We start from the raw sequence: 18,013 nt of genomic DNA, 5'->3' as shown, positions 1-18,013 counted from the left end.
GTCCGGCGGGGGTCAGTGCCCGTCTCGAACGGCGACTGCGAGATCCGGATGGTCGGCGAACACGCCGTCGACACCCGACCGCATGACGACTGCGAACATCCGGGCCCAGTCGCCCCACGCGTCGTCGCCGCCCTCTCTGCGGAACTCCGACCGCAGGAACGTGTTCTCGGGCCGAAGCGTCCAGCAGTAGACGCCGAGTCCGGCGGCGTGCGCGGTGTCGACGAGATCGGAGGTGAGCTCGGCCTCGTCCTCGACGTCGTCGAGCGCCGCCGAGACCGTCCGCTGGGAGAGCAGCAGGGACGTCTCGACACTGATCCCGTCGACCCGGTCGGCGGGGAGACCGGATGCGAGCGCGTACAGCCCCATCTCGGTGAGGTCGCTCTGGTAGTCGGGCGCCGCCGAACCGAGCGAGGCCACCCGGTCCGCGGGCGCGCCTTCCTCCTCGAGGAGGTAGACGCGGCGCCCCCGGAATCCGCGCCTGTGGAGCTGCCCGAGCACCGTCTTCTCGAAACTCTCGACGACCAGTTCGGGGTTGTCCGACCAGCCGGCATCGGCGAGTTCGATCGAGAAGAGCTCGTCGAGGGGCAGGCCGATCGACTCGAAATAGGTCGCGTGCTTCAATTCGGCGACGATGCCGAGCAGCCGCGCGACGTCCTCGGAGGCGCGCTCGACGACGTCGAACAGGTCGCGCATCCGGAGCAAGGGGTAGCGCCCGTCGAACGTCGAACTCGCCTGACGCACCGCGCCCAGCCGTTCGCGCGCGCGCAGTGTCGAGAGCTCGGCCCAGGTGAAGTCCTCGGTGAACCAGCCGGTCAGCGTGACGCCGTCGATCTCCTTGGTCGTGCGGCGGTCGACGAACTCCGGATGCGCGGCCACGTCGGTCGTGCCCGAGATCTCGTTCTCGTGCCGCAGCACCAGAACTCCGTCTTTCGTCGCCACCAGATCGGGCTCGACGGCGTCGGCGCCGAGGGCGAAGGCGAGTTCGAAGGCAGCGCTCGTGTGCTCGGGGCGGTAGCCGGAAGCCCCGCGGTGCCCGATGACCACCGGGGCTGTATGCGCGCGCATGGACCGATCCTAGCCCGCGGTCGGGGGCTGTTCCCCCGCTCATCCGGGTGACAGAATCGACGGGTGTCAGCCCCGGAGCCACCCATCCCGGAGCCGCCCGTCCCGGAACCGCGTGTCGCCTCCGGCTGGGTCGAGCCCGCCAGCCTGCTCGACCTGCATTGGGGTTCGTACCGCGCGCGATCGGCGGCGGGTCTCGCACTCATCGTCGTGGGAACGGGCTTCGTGCTGATGACCAGCGCATACAGCCTGCCGCTGCTCCTGCTCGGCTCCCTGATGCAGCCGGCCGGCTGGGCGATCCTGCCGAGCACGATCGGACGGCGCGTGGCCGTGGTCGTGCCCGCCCTCGGGTTCACCTGGCTGATCCTCGGCGGCTCCGGATTCGCGTGGTGCTTCGCCGTGCTGCTCGCGGCCTGGCTGCTCGTGCGGCTGCGTCCGCTCGCGTCGTATGCGGTGCTGGTGCTGCCGATCGTGTCGAGCATCATCCTCGCCGCCACAGTTCCCGACTACTCGGTGGGCTGGGTGTCGATCCTCGTCAGCACCCTGGTCATCGTGTGTGCGGCCTGGCTGGCGAGATGGACGGCGATCCTGGCCAGTTCAAGGCAATCTGTCAGATCCCTCAGAAAATAACTCGATAGATTGGGTGCAACCAATTCGGTCATCCCCGACCCACGAAGTGAGCGCAGGAATATGGCTACCTCCAACCCGGCATTCTCGCAAAGCCCGGCCTTTCAGAACAAGTCTGCGGCCGACGCGAGCCTGAGCGCCGAGAACCTTCAGCAGATGTACGAGTCGCCGTCGGCCAACGCGGTCGACACCGACCGCATGACCGTCGAAGACACCATCGTCAAGACCGCCGCAAGCTTCGGCGTGCTCCTCGTCGGGGCAGTCATCGGCTGGATCGTGCCGGCCCTGTGGATTCCGGCCGCGATCATCGGTCTCGTCCTCGCGTTCGTCAACATCTTCAAGAACCGCAAGAAGCCGTCCCCGGCGCTCACGCTGGCCTATGCCGGCGCGCAGGGCATCTTCATCGGCGGCATCTCGCTCTTCTACGAGAACCTGTGGGGCGGCGTCGTGCTGCAGGCGGTCATCGGCACGCTCGTCGTCGTCGGCGTGACCCTCGCACTCTTCGCCACCGGCAAGATCCGTGCCTCGGCGCGAGCGACCAAGGTCTTCTTCATCGCGATGATCGGCTACGGACTGTTCTCGATCATCAACCTCGTGCTGATCTGGACCGGCGCCAACAGCGACCCGTGGGGCCTCAACGGATCGGTCCACATCGTGGGCATCCCGCTCGGGCTGATCATCGGCGTTCTCGTCGTCATCATGTGCGCGTACTCGCTGGTGCTCGACTTCGACGCCATCCAGCAGGGCGTCAAGAACCGCGCTCCTCGCGTGTTCGGCTGGGCCGGCGCCTTCGGCATCATGGTCACGGTCGTCTGGCTGTACCTCGAGCTGCTGCGCATCTTCGCGATCTCGCGCAACTGACGCACAGACACAAGAAGGGCCGGGATGCTGCTGCAGCATCCCGGCCCTTCTCGCGTTCACTGGCACGCGCCCAGCTCCGTCGCAAAACACAGGAAGGGGAGGCTCACTCCCACTCGATGGTTCCCGGTGGCTTCGAGGTGACGTCGAGCACGACGCGGTTCACGCCGTCGACCTCGTTGGTGATGCGGTTGGAGATCTTCGCCAGCAGGTCGTACGGGAGGCGGGTCCAGTCGGCGGTCATCGCGTCTTCGCTGGAGACGGGACGCAGCACGATCGGGTGACCGTAGGTGCGGCCGTCGCCTTGCACGCCGACCGAGCGGACGTCGGCGAGGAGGACGACCGGGCACTGCCAGATCTCGTTGTCGAGACCGGCGGCGGTCAGCTCCTCACGCACGATCGCATCCGCGTCGCGCAGCAGCTCGAGGCGCTCGTGGGTGACCTCGCCGACGATCCGGATGCCGAGGCCCGGTCCCGGGAACGGCTGGCGGCCGACGATGGCCTCGGGCAGACCGAGCTGTCGGCCGATCGCGCGCACCTCGTCTTTGAAGAGGGCGCGCAACGGCTCGACGAGCTCGAACTGCAGGTCTTCGGGGAGGCCGCCGACGTTGTGGTGGCTCTTGATGTTGGCGGTGCCGCTGCCGCCGCCCGACTCGACCACGTCGGGGTAGAGGGTGCCCTGCACCAGGAAGCGGATGGGGTCGCCCTCGGCTTGCGACTCGAGGATGAGGTCGGCCTGCGCCTGCTCGAACGTGCGGATGAACTCGCGGCCGATGATCTTACGTTTGGTCTCCGGATCGCTCACCCCTTCGAGCGCGTCGAGGAACTGCTTCTCGGCGTCGATGGTGATGAGTCGCACGCCGGTGGCCTTGACGTAGTCCTCCTCGACCTGACGACGCTCGTCTTTGCGCAGAAGGCCGTGGTCGACGAACACGCAGACGAGCTGGTCGCCGACGGCCTCGTGCACCAGGGCCGCGGCGACAGCCGAGTCGACGCCGCCGGAGAGACCGCAGATGACCCTGCCCGATCCGACCTGGGCGCGGATCGCCGCCACCTGGTCGGCGATGACGTTGCCGCTGTTCCAGTCGCCGGGGATGCCCGCGGCGCGGTGCAGGAAGTTCTCGAGCACCGCCTGGCCGTAGGCGGAGTGCTTGACCTCGGGGTGCCACTGCACGCCGTACAGTCGGCGCTCGTCGTTCGCGAACGCCGCGACGGGCGTGGATGCGGTGGACGCGAGAACCTCGAAGCCCTCGGGAGCGCGCGAGACGGAGTCGCCGTGGCTCATCCACGCCGTCTGCTCCACGGGCTGGCCGCCCAGCAGGCTGCTCGAACCGTCGCTCGCCGCTTCGCTCACGCGCACGGCCGTCGAGCCGTACTCGCGCTGACCGGTCTGCGACACCTCGCCGCCGAGTGCGGTGGCCATCACCTGGAAGCCGTAGCAGATGCCGAGCACCGGAACGCCCAGGTCGAAGATCGCCGAGTCGAACGCCGGGGCGCCCTCCTCGTACACGCTCGAGGGTCCGCCCGAGAGCACGATGCCCGACGGATTCTTCTGCTCGATCTCGGCGGCGGTGACCGTGTGGGGCACGATCTCCGAGTACACGTTCGCCTCGCGCACGCGGCGCGCGATCAGCTGGGCGTACTGGGCGCCGAAATCGACGACGAGAACGGGTCGATTGGTGACGGGCTCGGTGCTAATTTGATGCCTCCACGAGGGTCGCTTGCTCGGCCTCCCGGCCGGCCAGATAGGACTTCACCTGCTTGGTGATGCGGGCTTCGACGAAGAACGACAGGAACGGGATGACACCACCGAGGGCGATCGCGACGAACCGGCCGAAGTTCCACCGCATCAGGCTCCAGAGCCGGAAGTCGGAGAAGAGGTACAGCACGTACAGCCAGCCGTGGGCGATCAGGATGCCCGTGCTCACGTCGACGCCCGTCGGTTCGACCGGGTCGTTGACCGGAACGAAGGCGATGACGCCGTGGTTGCCGAACGCGAAGAGCTGGTAGCCCATCCCGTACTTGACGATCATCTCCGCGCAGAGCAGCAGGAGCATGATTCCGGTGATGTAGGCACACACCTGATAGAGCCGGAGCGCCCCGCGGATCTTCGGGAAGGCTTCGGGCTTGGGGGCGAGGGGCATGGTTCTAGTCTACTTTCCCGAGCTGGGCGGCGGATTCTTCGAGCTCTCTCAACTCGTCCTCCTTCTCCTTCGCGTCCTTCACCAGTCGGAACCAGAAGAAGATCGCGAAACCGGCGAACACGATCCATTCGGCGGCATAGAAGAGGTTGAGCCAGTTGAGGGTGCTCTCCTGGATGGGCGGCGGCGAGTCGATCTTCACGAGCCCGGCGGGTGGGGTGGCCTCGACGACGTACGCGGAGTAGACGTCCTGGCCGTCGACGCCGCTCCAGAGGTTGTAGAGCGCGGCGGCCGACATCGTCGTCATGACGAACGGATGCGACTTGTCTTTCGGGACCTCGGGCGCCTCGGTCGGCAGCAGCCGGCCGACGATGGTCTGCTGAGTCTCAGGCTGGTCCGCCAGGCGCGCCATCGCAGACTTCGCGGTGTTCTCGTCGGCGGCCCAGCCGCGCGCGACCGCCAACGCGACGGGCTCCGAGTCGGTGGCGGTTCCACCGACCGTCACGTGCGCGACCACCCACCATCCGGCCGTGCCGTGGTTGAGGCGTCCCTGAAGCAACTCGTAATCGGTGGGCACGAAGGAACCCTCGAGAGTCACGAGCTGACCGGTTGCCTTGTCGGTGATCGGTCCGCCCGGCTTCGCCACCTGGGCGAGCGGTAACACGGTCTCGCTCGGCGCATCCACCACTTTTCCGGATTCGACGGCGCGCTCAAGCTGCCACTGGCCGAGCAGGGCGAACCCGGCGGCGAGCGCGAGTGAAAGGATGAGCGCGCCGATCCAGCGCGGGCGCAGCATCATCTGGAGCAGCGTCGTCTCCGCGCTGCCGGTGGTCTCGCTAATGGTTCAGTCCCGCTTTCCGTCCCCGGTGGTGTCCTGCTGTTGCATGGCCTGCTCGACCACGCGGTCGATGGCGTGGCGCGTGCCCTCTGATCCGGTGTCCGGATCGAGGTCTGCGGTCGCCGCCTCGACGAGCGCGATCTCTTCGTCGAGCATGGGATCGCGGAGCTTCTCTTCGGCCCGCTTCTTCGAGGAACGACGCTTGGTCTTGCCGGTCCGCAGAATCATCGCACCGATCTTCTCGGAATTAGCTGCGAGGACCGGCCCCAGCACCGCCATGATGAGCACGTAGAGGCCCGCGAACGGCTGGATGCGCGCATCCAGTCCCGCGCTCAACGAGAGTGTGGCGAGGATCAGCGCGAACTCTCCGCGGTTCTGCAGGATGACCGTCGTGTTGATGCCGGCCTGCGCGCCGAACCCGTTGAGCCATGCCACGAACTGGCCGGCGGCGATGTTCAGCACGATCGTGAGCAGAACGGCGAGCAGCACCGGCACCAGCACTTCGGGGAATTGCGCCGGGTTGAGCGCCAGACCGAAGTTCAGGAAGAAGAACGCCGCGAAGACATCGCGCAGCGGGATCGCGATGTGCTCGATCTTGTTGCGGTACTTGGTCGCGCCGAGCACGAGGCCGATGAGGAACGCACCGATCGCATCCGTGACCCCGAGCACCTCGCCGATACCGGCGAACAGCACTGCGAACCCGAAGAACAGGATGGTGAAGAGCTCGTCGTCCTTGGTGCGGAACAGCCGCGAGACGAACCGGCCACCCCAGCGCGCGATGGTGAACATCACGACCAGGAAGGTGAACGCGATGGCGAGCCTGCCGGCGATCGGCCAGAAGTCGGTCTCTCCGCTGAGGACGACCGAGACGATGGCCAGGTAGATCGCGATGAAGATGTCTTCGACCACGGTGACGCCGAGGATCATCGGCGTCTCTTTGTTGGCCAGCCGGTTGAGCTCGATCAGCAGCTTCGTGACGATGGCGCTCGACGACGTGGCGGTCATTCCCGCCACGATGAGGGCTTCGCGGGTTCCCCATCCGAGCATGAACCCGAAGACGAGCCCGACGCCCATGTTGACGACGATGTACGAGCCGCCGGAGATGATCAGCTTGCCGAAGTTGCCGAAGAACTCGTCTTGATCGAATTCGAGTCCCAGGTTGAACAGCAGCAGGATGAGTCCGAAGATCGCGATCAGCTCGATGTAGTTCGACTCGAAGTTGAGCGGGAACCATCCGGTGTGCGGGCTGGCCAGCAGTCCGACGAGCATGTATACGGGGATCGCGGGGAGACCCACCAGCTTGCCGAGACGCCCGAGCACATACGCCACGAGCAGGAGGAGGCCGAGAACGATGAGGTCTTCGCCGAGATGCATGGCTACCCCCCGGGCGGAGCGTCGACGACGGAGCGCACCGGCAGCTGGCCGGAGCGGAAGAAGTTGAACGCTTTGGCCACCTTCTCCGGCGATCCGGCCACGACGAGCGTGTCACCCGGGAAGACCTTGAAATCGGGAGAGGGCGCCGGATTGGCGGACTCACCCCTCACCACGGCGACCACGGTGAGTCCGACCATGCCACGATCGGCCGGGCTGCCGAGCGGCTGGCCGGCTATGTAGTCGTCGTAGTCGACCGAGAACCAGTCGATGCTGAGGCCCGGGATCTGGTCGAGAGCGGTCAGCGACTCGGTGATCTGCGTTCCGCCGAGCAGTTCGGCGAGGGTGTGGGCTTCATCTTCGCTGAGGCGCAGCGAGACCTTGGTCACGTCGGCACCGTCTTCGTTGTCCGAGAAGGTGATCAAGTCGTTGTGGCCGGAGCGGTGGGCGATGACTCCCACCTTGCCGCCATCGTCGGTGACGAAGGTGTGCAGCACCCCGACCCCGGGGAGCTTGACCCGTCGAACGTCAACCATTGTTCCGTCTCCATCAGCTTCGGGGGCAGTCAGACAAGCCTACCCGAGCGCCCTGAAGGCGGCTTTGGGGTTGATGGTGTAGTGGACTAGTTCGGAGCGGCACCCGTTGCTGCCGCAGCTGCCTCCGCATCCACATCCACGATGTCGGGCGCTTCGAGCCGGATGCGGTCGGCGGACTGGTCGTCGGGTTGCAGCTGGCTCGCGCGCTCGGCCGCGACCCGCTTGAGATAGGTCTGCACCTCGCGCTCCTCGCGCGCCTTGTCCCAGCCGAGCACGCCGGCCATCAGCGCTGCGGCGACCGGGGCCGCCGAGACGCCTCGGTCCCACGCCTCGATCGAGATGCGCGTGCGACGGGCGAGAACGTCCTCCAGGTGGAGGGCGCCCTCATTGGTGGCCGCGTAGACGACCTCGGCTCCGACGTAGTCGTCGGCGCCGGGCAGCGGATCGGCGAGGGACGGATCGTCGCGGATGAGGTCGAGGATGTCCTCGATCATCGTGCCGAACCGGTTGAGGAGGTGCTCGATCCGGGCGACATGCAGACCGCTCGTCTCCGCTATGCGGGCGCGCTTGTTCCAGAGGGCCTGGTAGCCCTCCGCGCCGACCAGGGCGATCTCTTCGGTGGTGCTCTCGGGGATCTTGCCGTCGAGCGCGTCGACGGCCGCGTCGATCGCGTCCTTCGCCATCACGCGGTAGGTGGTCCACTTGCCGCCTGCGATGACGACCAGGCCGGGCACGGAGTGGGCGACGAGGTGCTCGCGCGAGAGCTTGGAGGTCTGCTCCGACTCACCCGCGAGCAGCGGGCGGAGCCCGGCGTACACACCCTCGACGTCCTCGCGGGTCAGCGGGACGGCCAGCACGGCGTTCACGTGCGCCAGGATGTAGTCGATGTCGGCCGCGGTGGCTGCCGGATGCGCTTTGTCCAGGTTCCAGTCGGTGTCGGTCGTTCCCACAAGCCAGTGGCGACCCCACGGGATGACGAAGAGCACGCTCTTCTCGGTGCGCAGAAGCAGCCCCATCTTGGACTGGAAGCGGTCGCGCGGGACCACGAGGTGCACGCCCTTCGACGCGCGCACCTTGAACTGGCCGCGCTCCCCCACCATCGACTGCGTGTCGTCCGTCCACACGCCGGTCGCGTTGACGACCTGCTTGGCGCGGATCTCGAACCGCTCGCCGGATTCGAGGTCGTGCGCCTGCACGCCCACGACCCGTTCGCCGACCTTCACGAAGCCCTCGACACGAACCCGGGTCGCCACGTGCGCGCCGTAGTGTGCCGCCGTGCGTGCGAGGTTCGCGACGTACCGGGCGTCATCCACCTGGGCGTCGTAGTACGTGATGCCACCGATCAGGGCGTCTGATGCGAGGCTCGGCACGGCCCGCATCACCTGGCCCTTGGAGAGGTGGCGGTGGTGCGGAACACCGGGCGGGCGAAGGCCCGTGTACGAGAAGATGTCGTACAGCAGCATGCCCGCGCCGACGTAGACGCGCTCGATCACGCGCTTCTTGAGCGGGTAGAGGAAGCGCACCGGTTTGACCAGGTGCGGAGCGATCCGCTGGAGCAGCAGCCCGCGCTCGATCAGCGCCTCCCGCACCAGCCGGAAATCGAGCTGCTCGAGGTAGCGGATGCCGCCGTGGACCAGCTTCGACGACCGGCTCGACGTTCCCGACGCGAAGTCCCTGGCCTCGACGAGACCGACGGTGAGCCCGCGCGTGACGGCGTCGACGGCACTGCCGGTGCCGACGATGCCGCCGCCGACCACGAGGATGTCGAGTTCGGTCTCTTTGAGCGCTGCGATCGCGTCCGCACGTTCGGCGGGGCCGAGCCGTGACGGTGACGTCACCGTCGAGTTGGAGGTGGATCCGGTCGTGACCATCGTTCTCTCCCTCTCCCGGCCGCCATCGGCCGGGTACTTATCGCGCGTTGTACGGCGCGACGACGACTTCGACGCGCTGGAACTCCTTCAGATCCGAGTAACCCGTGGTGGCCATCGAGCGGCGCAGCGCACCGACGAGGTTGGCGGTGCCTTCGGCGACCGGCGCGGGACCGTAGAGGATCTCCTCCAGCGGTGCGACCTGGCCGACCGCGACCCGGTTGCCGCGGGGCAGCTGTGCGTGGTGCGCTTCGGTGCCCCAGTGCCAGCCGCCGCCGGGGGCGTCGGTGGCTCGGGCCAGCGTCGAACCCAGCATGACCGCATCCGCGCCGCAGGCGATCGCCTTGACGATGTCGCCCGAGCTGCCGAGGCCGCCGTCGGCGATCACGTGCACATAGCGCCCGCCCGACTCGTCCATGTAGTCGCGACGTGCACCGGCGACGTCGGCCACCGCGGTGGCCATGGGCGCGTGGATGCCGAGGGTCGAGCGGGTCGTGGACGCCGCGCCTCCGCCGAACCCGACGAGCACGCCGGCGGCACCCGTGCGCATGAGGTGCAGGGCGGCCGTGTACGTGGCCGCGCCGCCGACGATGACGGGCACATCCAGTTCGTAGATGAATTTCTTCAGGTTCAGGGGGGCGACGTTCTTCGACACGTGCTCGGCCGAGACGGTGGTGCCGCGGATGACGAAGAGGTCGACACCGGCTGCGACGACCGTCTCGTACAGCTCCTGGGTGCGCTGCGGCGAGAGCGCACCCGCGACCGTGACACCCGCCTCGCGGATCTCGGCGAGGCGGCTCGTGACGAGCTCGGGCTTGATCGGCTCGGAGTAGATCTCCTGCATGCGAGCGGTCGCCTTCGCTGCGGGGAGTTCGCGGATCTCGGCGAGCAGCGGCTCCGGGTCTTCGTAGCGGGTCCAGACGCCCTCGAGATCGAGCACGCCGAGGCCGCCGAGCTGACCCATCATGATCGCTGTGCGCGGCGACACGACGGAGTCCATCGGGGCCGCGAGGAACGGGATCGAGAACTGGTAGGCATCGATCGACCAGGAGACCGAGACGTCCTCGGGGTCACGGGTGCGCCTGCTCGGCACCACCGCGATGTCGTCGAAGGCGTAAACGCGGCGAGCGCGCTTGGCGCGCCCGATCTCAATCTCCATACTCACGGGTTCAGTCTATGGCGCGCCCATGATGGATGCGCCTTCGGGGCAACGGGGGCAGAGTGGGTGCATGACGATCGAAGCCGAGCCTCTCGAGAAACTCCGCGCCAGGACGAGCGAGAAGTGGCGCGCCTACCCCGACGACGTGCTGCCGCTCTTCGTGGCCGAGATGGACTACCCGCTCGCCGACCCGATCGCGGATGCGCTGATCGCAGCCGTGCACCGGTCGGACACCGGATACGTCGGTCCTGACGACCGGGTGCAGCGCGCGTTCGCCGGGTTCGCTGCGGACTCCTGGGGCTGGGAGGTCGACGCCTCCCGCATCCACACGACCACGGATATCAGCGTCGTCATCGTCGAGTCGCTGCGGTTGGCCATCCGCCCGGGCGACCGTGTCATCATCAACCCGCCCGTCTACGCTCCGTTCTTCGAGATGGTTCCGGAGGCCGGCGGCGTCATCGACGAGGTGCCGCTCCTGTTCGACGAGGGCACCGGATGGGCGCTCGACCTCGCCGGGATCGAGCTCGCCTTCGAGGGCGGCGCCCGGGCGTTCCTGCTGTGCAATCCGCACAACCCGCTCGGCCTGGTGCACACTGCGGACGAGCTTCGCGCCGTGGCCGACCTGGCGGCCCGCTATGACGCGATCGTGGTGAGCGACGAGGTGCACGCACCGCTCACCCATTCCGACGCCGTGTTCACGCCGTTCCTCAGCGTCTCCGATGCGGCGCGCGAGCACGGGATCGCCGCGCACTCCGCCAGCAAGGGGTGGAACATCACGGGCCTCAAGTGCGCAGCGTTCGTCACCCAGAGCGAACGGATGTCCGGGCTCCTCACGGCCCTCCCCGGCGAGGTCGAGACCCGCACCGGCACGTTCGGCCGCATCGCGAACGAAGCGGCCTACCAGGATTCGCGCGACTGGCTCGCCGGCGCACTGGCCGCCATCGAGTCCAACCGCGCGCTGCTGACCAGCCTGCTGGCTCAGTACCTGCCCGAGGTGCGCTACCGCGAGCCGCAGGCTAGTTACCTCGCCTGGCTCGATTTCCGAGAGCTCGGCTGGGGCGACGACCCCAGCATCCACTCGCTCGAACAGGCACGGGTCGCGCTCGTCGCCGGCCCGGACTTCGGTGAGCAGGGCGCCGGATTCGCACGCCTCAACTTCGCATGCTCGCCCTCCGTGCTGACGGAGGCGGTACTCCGGCTCGCGGCGGTGACGCCCTGAACAGCAGCGGCATCAGCGGGAGCGGGACACCCGGTTCTCGTCCCACACCGGCTCGTCTGACTCGTAGACCGCGCCGTCGGCTCCGAACACCAGGAACCGGTCGAAACCGCGCGCGAACCAGCGGTCGTGCGTGACGGCGATCACGGTGCCCTCGTATCCGCGGAGTCCCTCCTCCAGCGCCTCGGCCGAGACCAGGTCGAGGTTGTCCGTCGGCTCGTCGAGCAGCAGCAGCGTCGCCCCCGACAGCTCCAGCAGGAGGATCTGCAAGCGCGCCTGCTGACCGCCCGAGAGCGATTCGAAGGTCTGCTCGCTCGACGCCGACAGGCCGTACCGGTCGAGCACCCGGCTGGCCGCATCCCGAGGCAGACCGCTGCGGAACTCGTCGCCGCGGTGCAGGATCTCCAGCAACGTGCGACCGATGAGCTCGGGATGCTCGTGAGCCTGAGCGAACAGCCCAGGAACCACGCGCGCGCCCAGCTTGGCGACACCCGTGTGCGCCACGGGCGCACCCACCTGGTCGGCGGATGCGAGGTGCCCGGCGGCCGGGTCGGGATCCGTGCCCCCCGACGCGAGCAGTCGCAGGAAGTGGGACTTGCCCGAACCGTTGGAGCCCAGCACGGCCACGCGTTCGCCGAACCAGATCTCCGCGTCGAACGCGCGCATCAGCCCGGTCAGCTCGAGGTCGAAGCATTCCACGACGCGACGACCCGTACGGGCTCCGGCGAGACGCATCGTCACGTTCTGCTCCCGGGGCCGAGCCTGGGGAGGCCCGGCGGCCAGGAACCGGGCCAGCCGCGTCTGCGCCGCCTGATAGGCATTCGCGAGGTCGCTGTTGTACTTCGCCTTCTCCTTGAAACGCAGCACGAGCGCCTTGAGTTTGGCGTGCTCCTCATCCCAGCGGCGGCGCAGCTCGTCGAGTCGGGCCATCCGGTCGTCGCGGGCGGCGTGATACGTGCCGAACCCGCCGCCGTGCGTCCAGGTCGTGTTGCCGGCCGCGCCGAGTTCCAGTGTGACGATGCGATCCGCCGCATTCGCCAGCAGTTCCCTGTCGTGGGAGACGACCAGCACGGTCTTCGGCGTCGCCCGTAGCTGCTCCTCCAGCCACCGCTTGCTCGGAACGTCGAGGTAGTTGTCCGGCTCGTCGAGCAGGAGCACCTGTTCCGGACCCCGCAACAGCGCCTCCAGCACGAGCCGCTTCTGCTCGCCGCCCGAGAGCGTGCTCACGTCCCGGTACTGCGCACGCTCGAACGGGATGCCGATGGCCGCCATCGTGCAGTGGTCCCAGATCACCTCCTGGTCGTACCCGCCCGCATCCGCGTACTCGGCGAGCGCCGAGGCGTACGCCAGCTGCGTGTCGGTCTCGTCGCGCTCGATGATGGCGTCCTCCGCCTGAGACAGTGCCTCAGCGGCCGTGCGCACCGGGCCCGGCGCAACCGATACGAGGAGGTCGCGCACCGTACGCCCGTCGCGCACGTGGCCGACGAATTGGTCCATCACGCCGAGGCCGCCGTCGATGCCGACGCTTCCCGCATCCGGCTTCAGCTCGCCCCGGATGATGCGCAGCAGCGTCGACTTGCCGGCACCGTTCGCGCCGATCAGCGCCGAGACGCTGCCCTCTCCGACCCGGAACGACACGGTGTCGAGCAGCGGCCGGCCGTCCCCCAGCGCATAGGAGATCCCCGACACGTCGATGTAACCCACGGAAGTCCTTCATCCGGTGCGAGCCCCATCAGGAGCGCCCGCTTCAGAACGAGCCTTCCAGTCTAGATCAAACCGGCATCGCGGAAGGCTACCGGCGGTAGTTCGGCGCCTCGACCACCATCTGCACGTCGTGCGGGTGCGACTCCTTGAGCCCCGCCGCGGTGATCCGGACGAACTTGCCGCGCTCCTTGAGCTCGGGGATGGTGCGCGCACCAACGTAGAACATCGACTGGCGCAGGCCGCCGATGAGCTGGTAGGCCACGGCCGACAGCGGTCCGCGGTAGGGGACCTGCCCCTCGATGCCCTCGGCGATGAGCTGCTCGTCGCTCGGCACATCCGCCTGGAAATAGCGGTCGCGCGAGTACGAGGTCTTCTTTCCCCGAGTCTGCAGCGCACCAAGCGAGCCCATACCGCGGTAGTTCTTGAACTGCTTGCCGTTGACGAAGACGAGGTCGCCGGGCGACTCGGCGGTTCCGGCCAGGAGCGAGCCGAGCATCACGGTGTCGGCGCCGGCCACGAGGGCCTTGGCGATGTCGCCGGAATACTGCAGACCGCCATCCGCGATCAGAGGGACGCCGGCGGCGCGTGCCGCGAGAGACGCCTCGTAGACCGCCGTCACCTGAGGGACCCCCACCCCGGCGACGACGCGCGTGGTGCAGATCGAGCCGGGACCGACGCCCACCTTGATGGCGTCAGCGCCCGCGTCGATCAGTGCCTGCGCGCCCGAACGGGTCGCGACGTTGCCGCCGATGATGTCCACGTGGGATGCGCGCGGCTCGGCCTTGAGGCGGCGGATGATGTCGAGCACTCCGGCGCTGTCGCCGTTGGCGGTGTCGACCACGATGACGTCGACGCCCGCGTCGACCAGGGTCATGGCGCGGTCCCAGGCGTCGCCGAAGAAACCGATCGCCGCGCCGACACGGAGGCGGCCCTCGTCGTCCTTGGTGGCGTTGGGGTACTTCTCGCTCTTGTCGAAGTCCTTGACCGTGATGAGACCGCGGAGCTTGCCGTCGGCGTCGACCAGGGGGAGCTTCTCGATCTTGTGCTGCGCGAAGATGGCGACAGCCGAATCCGGGTCGATGCCGACCGGGGCGGTGATGAGCGGCTGACGGGTCATCACGTCGCGCACGTAGGTGCTCGTGCGCTCGAACGGCGACACGAAACGCATATCGCGGTTGGTGATGATGCCGACGAGCGTTCCGTCGCCCTCGACCACGGGGAGACCGCTGACGCGGAACTGGCCGCAGAGCGCATCCACTTCTTCGACGGTGGCGTCGGGGGTGGTGGTGACCGGATTGGTGATCATGCCCGACTCCGAGCGCTTCACCTTGTCGACGTGCGCGGCCTGGTCTTCGATCGAGAGGTTGCGGTGCAGGATGCCGATGCCGCCGTTGCGCGCCATGGCGACGGCCATGCGCGACTCGGTCACGGTGTCCATAGCGCTCGACACCAGCGGGGAGCTCACGGTGATGCGCTTGGTGAGACGAGAGGACGTGTCCGCCTCGCTCGGGATGACGTCTGTGTGCCCGGGAAGGAGCATCACGTCGTCGTAGGTCAAACCGATGAAGCCGAACGGATCGTTCTGATCCATTTCACCCCTTAAGCGTCGAGAGGATGGGAGAATCCGCCCGCCACCATTGCCAACGGATATCCCATGCTAACGGCAGAACGCTGTGGATTTATTCCACAATCCGCTCACTCGATCGTGGCCACGTCCAACTCGACCTCGCGGCGGCCCGCTCGCGCCGCGACGATCATGTCGACGGTGAGGATGAGCAGTGCCAGCCACACGATCGCGAACCCGAACCAGCGCTCCGGCGGCATCGCCTCATGCAGGATCGCCACACCGACGATGAACTGGATGAACGGTGCGAAGTACTGGATGAATCCCATGTACACGAGCGGCAGCCGTCGCGATGCCGCAGCGAAGAACAGCAGCGGCACGGCGGTGATCACTCCGGCGCCGGCCAGGAGGACGGTGTGCCACACACTGATCGTTCCGAGGGTGATGCCCACGGTCGCACCGACGACGATGAGCTGCACGATCGCCACCGGGGTCAGCCACATCGTCTCCAGCGTCAGCCCGGAGACGGCATCCACCGAACCTCCGACGCGCTTCTTGATCAGCCCGTAGAGCCCGAACGAGAAGGCGAGGATGAGCGCGATCCACGGCAGCGACCCGTAGCCGACCGCGAGCACCACGACCGCGACGATGCTGACGCCGACAGCCACCCACTGCGCGACGCGCAGCTTCTCGCGCTGAACGATCACGCCGAGGAAGACGGTGACGATCGGATTGATGAAGTAGCCGAGCGCCGCCTCGACGACGTGACCCGACACCGTGGCGAGCACATACGTCTGCCAGTTGACGTAGATCAGGGCTCCTGCGACGCCCATCGTGAAGACGACCCGTTTGTTGAGCAGCAGGGCCCCGAAGGCACGCCACTTGCGGGTGACCGTCAGCAGGATCGCGCAGAAGACCAGGGAGAACAGCACGCGCCAGGCGACGATCTCGAACGCGCTCGCGGGAACGAGTGACAGGAAGTAGATCGGGAGGATGCCCCACAGCACGTACGCCGAGATCGCATAGATCAGTCCCGAGCGACGGTGTTCGGTCAGTGGCTTCTCGACGGCTACGGATGACTCGCCACTGGTGGGCGTTACGGCGCTCTCTGACACTCCCCCGATCATACGCGGCGGCACCGACGCAGCGAGCGGGCGCCCGCTGTCCGCGGCATCCCGACACCTTCGACAGGACGAATCAGCCGACGCGCCGAGCAAACCTCCGCTCGAACGGAGACTCATGGCGACAACGCGACGATTCTCCGACATCGGCGGTGTGCGGCGTGGGTGGGAGGACCGGGTGGGGTGAGTGGGTGGGAGGACCGGGTGGGGTGAGTGGGTGGGATGCGAGAGAGCGGGCGCACGAGAGGCCCGGATGCTGTGCGCATCCGGGCCTCTCGGGTGGTTCTGGTGTACGTGCTTAGCGGACGACGACCGCGAGAACGTCGCGAGCCGACAGCACGAGGTAGGTGTCGCCACCGAAGGTGACCTCGGTTCCGCCGTACTTGGAGTAGAGCACCTTGTCGCCGATGACGACGTCGAGCGGTACGCGGTTGCCGTTGTCGTCGATGCGACCGGGGCCAACTGCGATGACCTCGCCCTCCTGGGGCTTCTCCTTGGCGGTGTCGGGGATGACCAGACCAGACGCAGTGGTCTGCTCGGCCTCGACCTGCTTGATAACGATGCGATCCTCGAGCGGCTTGATGGAGACCGACACGGTTGACCTCTTTCTCATGACAATGACTGGCTTGGAACCAAGACTGGGAGTTAGCACACTCGTAGCGAGAGTGCTAATGAGAGTTTAGAGGGTTGGTTAGCAGTCACGCAACGTGAGTGCCAAAGGGGTAGCGTGAACGCATGGACCGGTCGGAACTCCTCGAGGTTTTGTCCCCCGAGGGGCTGCGGCTGCTCGACTCGTTGCCGCCGTACCACTCGGAGCGCGACGTGCTGCGGATGGTCAGCGACCTGCGCAAGGCCGGCTATTCGCCCGGCCTGGTCGCCGCTGTACTCACTCAGGCGAAGCTCCGTTCGAAGGCTCACGCCAAGTTCGGCGAGTTCGCCGACCGGATGCTGTTCACCGAAGCCGCCCTGGAACAGGCGACCCGCCTCCCGGTCGCCGCTCGTCACGCCGGCCGGTTCGCCGCCGCGGGCCTCGACCAGGTGGTCGACCTCTGCTGCGGGATCGGCGGGGATGCGATGGCACTCGCAGCCCTCGAGCTCGACGTGACCGCGGTCGAGGCCGACGAGGTCACCGCCGCGATCGCCAGCTACAACCTGGCGCCGTTCCCGAACGTCACCGTGGTGCACGGCCTCGCCGAGAAGACGGACCTGCGCGGGCTCGACGGCGTCTATCTCGACCCCGCCCGTCGCACACCCGGCCACGGCCAGACGTCGCGGCTCACGAATCCCGACGACTACTCGCCCTCGCTCGATTTCGCCTTCGAGATCGCCCATGGCCGGTCCGTCGGCATCAAGCTCGGGCCCGGTTTCGATCGCGACCTGATCCCGTCGACAGCGGAGGCACAGTGGGTATCGGTCGACGGGCAGCTGGTGGAGATGGGGCTGTGGTTCGGCGCCCTGGCCAGACCGGGCATCCGTCGCGCAGCGCTCGTGCTCGACGGGGACAGGGCCAGCGAACTCACGGCTCCCGCCGACAGCGACGACGTCGAGCCCGGCCCGCTCGGGGAGTACCTCTACGAACCGAACGGCGCGGTCATCCGCGCCCGCCTGATCGGCGACCTGGCCCGGATCGTCGGCGCACGGATGCTGAGCGAGGGCATCGCCTATCTCACCGCGGACGACGCCGTCAGCACACCGTTCGCCGCCGGTTTCCGCGTGCTCGAGACCCTGCCGTACCAGGAGCGCGATCTGAGACGGGCGCTGAAAGAACGCGGCATCGGCACCCTCGAGATCAAGAAGCGGGGGGTGGATGTGGATCCAGCCACCCTGCGCAAGCGCCTGTCCCTGAGCGGGTCGCGTTCGGCCACCCTCGTGCTCACGCGGGTCGCCGGCAAGCACACGGCGCTGCTGGTCGAGCGTCTGGCCGACTGAGCCGGACACGACGAAGCCG

At 67.6% G+C, this 18,013-nt stretch carries 16 protein-coding genes; 4 read left to right on the top strand and 12 right to left on the bottom strand.

Going from position 1 to position 18,013, the window contains the following annotated elements; translation table 11 throughout:
- Positions 1–12: 12 nt before the first annotated feature.
- The gene (locus ACFVV0_RS10265) at positions 13–1,065 is read right to left on the bottom strand and encodes a glycerophosphodiester phosphodiesterase family protein (RefSeq protein ID WP_387062064.1); all 1,053 of its coding nucleotides are present in this window, start codon (positions 1,063–1,065) and stop codon (positions 13–15) included.
- 63 nt (positions 1,066–1,128) lie between these two features.
- Here ACFVV0_RS10265 and ACFVV0_RS10260 point away from each other — a divergent pair, with 63 nt between their 5' ends.
- The gene (locus ACFVV0_RS10260; protein WP_387062061.1) at positions 1,129–1,692 is read left to right on the top strand and encodes a hypothetical protein; all 564 of its coding nucleotides are present in this window, start codon (positions 1,129–1,131) and stop codon (positions 1,690–1,692) included.
- 60 nt (positions 1,693–1,752) lie between these two features.
- Complete coding sequence (locus ACFVV0_RS10255) at positions 1,753–2,550, top strand: Bax inhibitor-1/YccA family protein (RefSeq protein WP_387062058.1); 798 nt, start codon at positions 1,753–1,755, stop codon at positions 2,548–2,550.
- A 103-nt stretch (positions 2,551–2,653) separates the two neighbouring features.
- Here the strand turns inward: ACFVV0_RS10255 and guaA are convergent, their stop codons facing one another.
- The 7 genes from guaA to ACFVV0_RS10220 all read right to left on the bottom strand — a co-directional run bounded on the left by guaA (position 2,654) and on the right by ACFVV0_RS10220 (position 10,460).
- The gene (guaA, locus tag ACFVV0_RS10250) at positions 2,654–4,246 is read right to left on the bottom strand and encodes a glutamine-hydrolyzing GMP synthase (protein WP_387063522.1); all 1,593 of its coding nucleotides are present in this window, start codon (positions 4,244–4,246) and stop codon (positions 2,654–2,656) included.
- Positions 4,242–4,691 (bottom strand): DUF3817 domain-containing protein, encoded by a 450-nt coding sequence (locus ACFVV0_RS10245; protein WP_387062056.1) that lies wholly within the window; start codon positions 4,689–4,691, stop codon positions 4,242–4,244. Before ACFVV0_RS10245 ends, guaA begins: the two co-directional genes overlap by 5 nt.
- 4 nt (positions 4,692–4,695) lie before the next feature.
- Positions 4,696–5,487 carry an SURF1 family protein gene (locus ACFVV0_RS10240; RefSeq protein WP_387062053.1) on the bottom strand — a complete coding sequence of 264 codons (792 nt, stop codon included), beginning with the start codon at positions 5,485–5,487 and terminating at the stop codon, positions 4,696–4,698.
- Positions 5,488–5,532: 45 nt separating this feature from the next.
- On the bottom strand, positions 5,533–6,900 hold the full coding sequence (locus ACFVV0_RS10235; RefSeq protein WP_387062051.1) for a cation:proton antiporter: 1,368 nt from the start codon (positions 6,898–6,900) through the stop codon (positions 5,533–5,535).
- Between the two features lie 2 nt (positions 6,901–6,902).
- Positions 6,903–7,433: a cation:proton antiporter regulatory subunit gene (locus ACFVV0_RS10230; protein WP_387062048.1), complete on the bottom strand. Its 531-nt coding sequence runs from the start codon at positions 7,431–7,433 to the stop codon at positions 6,903–6,905.
- A gap of 86 nt (positions 7,434–7,519) precedes the next feature.
- Positions 7,520–9,304: a glycerol-3-phosphate dehydrogenase/oxidase gene (locus ACFVV0_RS10225; RefSeq protein ID WP_387062045.1), complete on the bottom strand. Its 1,785-nt coding sequence runs from the start codon at positions 9,302–9,304 to the stop codon at positions 7,520–7,522.
- Between the two features lie 37 nt (positions 9,305–9,341).
- Positions 9,342–10,460, bottom strand: a complete 1,119-nt coding sequence (locus tag ACFVV0_RS10220) for a GuaB3 family IMP dehydrogenase-related protein (protein ID WP_387063519.1) — start codon at positions 10,458–10,460, stop codon at positions 9,342–9,344.
- A 70-nt stretch (positions 10,461–10,530) separates the two neighbouring features.
- On the opposite strand from ACFVV0_RS10220, the gene ACFVV0_RS10215 reads away from it, so the two are divergent.
- Positions 10,531–11,679 (top strand): MalY/PatB family protein, encoded by a 1,149-nt coding sequence (locus ACFVV0_RS10215; protein WP_387062042.1) that lies wholly within the window; start codon positions 10,531–10,533, stop codon positions 11,677–11,679.
- Positions 11,680–11,691: 12 nt separating this feature from the next.
- Here ACFVV0_RS10215 and ACFVV0_RS10210 read toward each other — a convergent pair whose 3' ends face one another.
- From ACFVV0_RS10210 to groES, 4 genes are all read right to left on the bottom strand, one after another.
- A complete protein-coding gene (locus tag ACFVV0_RS10210; RefSeq protein WP_387062040.1) occupies positions 11,692–13,380 on the bottom strand; it encodes an ABC-F family ATP-binding cassette domain-containing protein in 1,689 nt (562 codons plus the stop codon).
- An 88-nt stretch (positions 13,381–13,468) separates the two neighbouring features.
- Complete coding sequence (gene guaB / locus ACFVV0_RS10205; protein ID WP_387062037.1) at positions 13,469–14,971, bottom strand: IMP dehydrogenase; 1,503 nt, start codon at positions 14,969–14,971, stop codon at positions 13,469–13,471.
- A gap of 104 nt (positions 14,972–15,075) precedes the next feature.
- Positions 15,076–16,059, bottom strand: a complete 984-nt coding sequence (gene rarD / locus ACFVV0_RS10200; RefSeq protein ID WP_387062034.1) for an EamA family transporter RarD — start codon at positions 16,057–16,059, stop codon at positions 15,076–15,078.
- Between the two features lie 304 nt (positions 16,060–16,363).
- The gene (gene groES, locus ACFVV0_RS10195) at positions 16,364–16,678 is read right to left on the bottom strand and encodes a co-chaperone GroES (RefSeq protein WP_387062031.1); all 315 of its coding nucleotides are present in this window, start codon (positions 16,676–16,678) and stop codon (positions 16,364–16,366) included.
- Between the two features lie 122 nt (positions 16,679–16,800).
- On the opposite strand from groES, the gene ACFVV0_RS10190 reads away from it, so the two are divergent.
- Positions 16,801–17,994, top strand: a complete 1,194-nt coding sequence (locus tag ACFVV0_RS10190; protein ID WP_387062028.1) for an SAM-dependent methyltransferase — start codon at positions 16,801–16,803, stop codon at positions 17,992–17,994.
- Positions 17,995–18,013: the final 19 nt, after the last annotated feature.

The organism is Leifsonia sp. NPDC058230 (assembly GCF_042882245.1).
GTDB lineage: Bacteria > Actinomycetota > Actinomycetes > Actinomycetales > Microbacteriaceae > Leifsonia.
The sequence above is the reverse complement of the archived record's forward strand: the minus strand, read 5'-3'. Positions and strand labels throughout refer to the sequence as shown.

Excerpts from the sequence above, each read along its gene's own strand:
- ACFVV0_RS10265 (WP_387062064.1), bottom strand. The coding sequence starts at position 1,065 with ATGCGCGCGCATACAGCCCCGGTGGTCATCGGGCACCGCGGGGCTTCC.
- ACFVV0_RS10255 (WP_387062058.1), top strand. The coding sequence starts at position 1,753 with ATGGCTACCTCCAACCCGGCATTCTCGCAAAGCCCGGCCTTTCAGAAC.
- ACFVV0_RS10245 (WP_387062056.1), bottom strand. The coding sequence starts at position 4,691 with ATGCCCCTCGCCCCCAAGCCCGAAGCCTTCCCGAAGATCCGCGGGGCG.
- ACFVV0_RS10240 (WP_387062053.1), bottom strand. The coding sequence starts at position 5,487 with ATGATGCTGCGCCCGCGCTGGATCGGCGCGCTCATCCTTTCACTCGCG.
- ACFVV0_RS10235 (WP_387062051.1), bottom strand. The coding sequence starts at position 6,900 with ATGCATCTCGGCGAAGACCTCATCGTTCTCGGCCTCCTCCTGCTCGTG.
- ACFVV0_RS10230 (WP_387062048.1), bottom strand. The coding sequence starts at position 7,433 with ATGGTTGACGTTCGACGGGTCAAGCTCCCCGGGGTCGGGGTGCTGCAC.
- ACFVV0_RS10225 (WP_387062045.1), bottom strand. The coding sequence starts at position 9,304 with ATGGTCACGACCGGATCCACCTCCAACTCGACGGTGACGTCACCGTCA.
- ACFVV0_RS10220 (WP_387063519.1), bottom strand. The coding sequence starts at position 10,460 with ATGGAGATTGAGATCGGGCGCGCCAAGCGCGCTCGCCGCGTTTACGCC.
- ACFVV0_RS10215 (WP_387062042.1), top strand. The coding sequence starts at position 10,531 with ATGACGATCGAAGCCGAGCCTCTCGAGAAACTCCGCGCCAGGACGAGC.
- guaB (WP_387062037.1), bottom strand. The coding sequence starts at position 14,971 with ATGGATCAGAACGATCCGTTCGGCTTCATCGGTTTGACCTACGACGAC.
- groES (WP_387062031.1), bottom strand. The coding sequence starts at position 16,678 with ATGAGAAAGAGGTCAACCGTGTCGGTCTCCATCAAGCCGCTCGAGGAT.
- ACFVV0_RS10190 (WP_387062028.1), top strand. The coding sequence starts at position 16,801 with ATGGACCGGTCGGAACTCCTCGAGGTTTTGTCCCCCGAGGGGCTGCGG.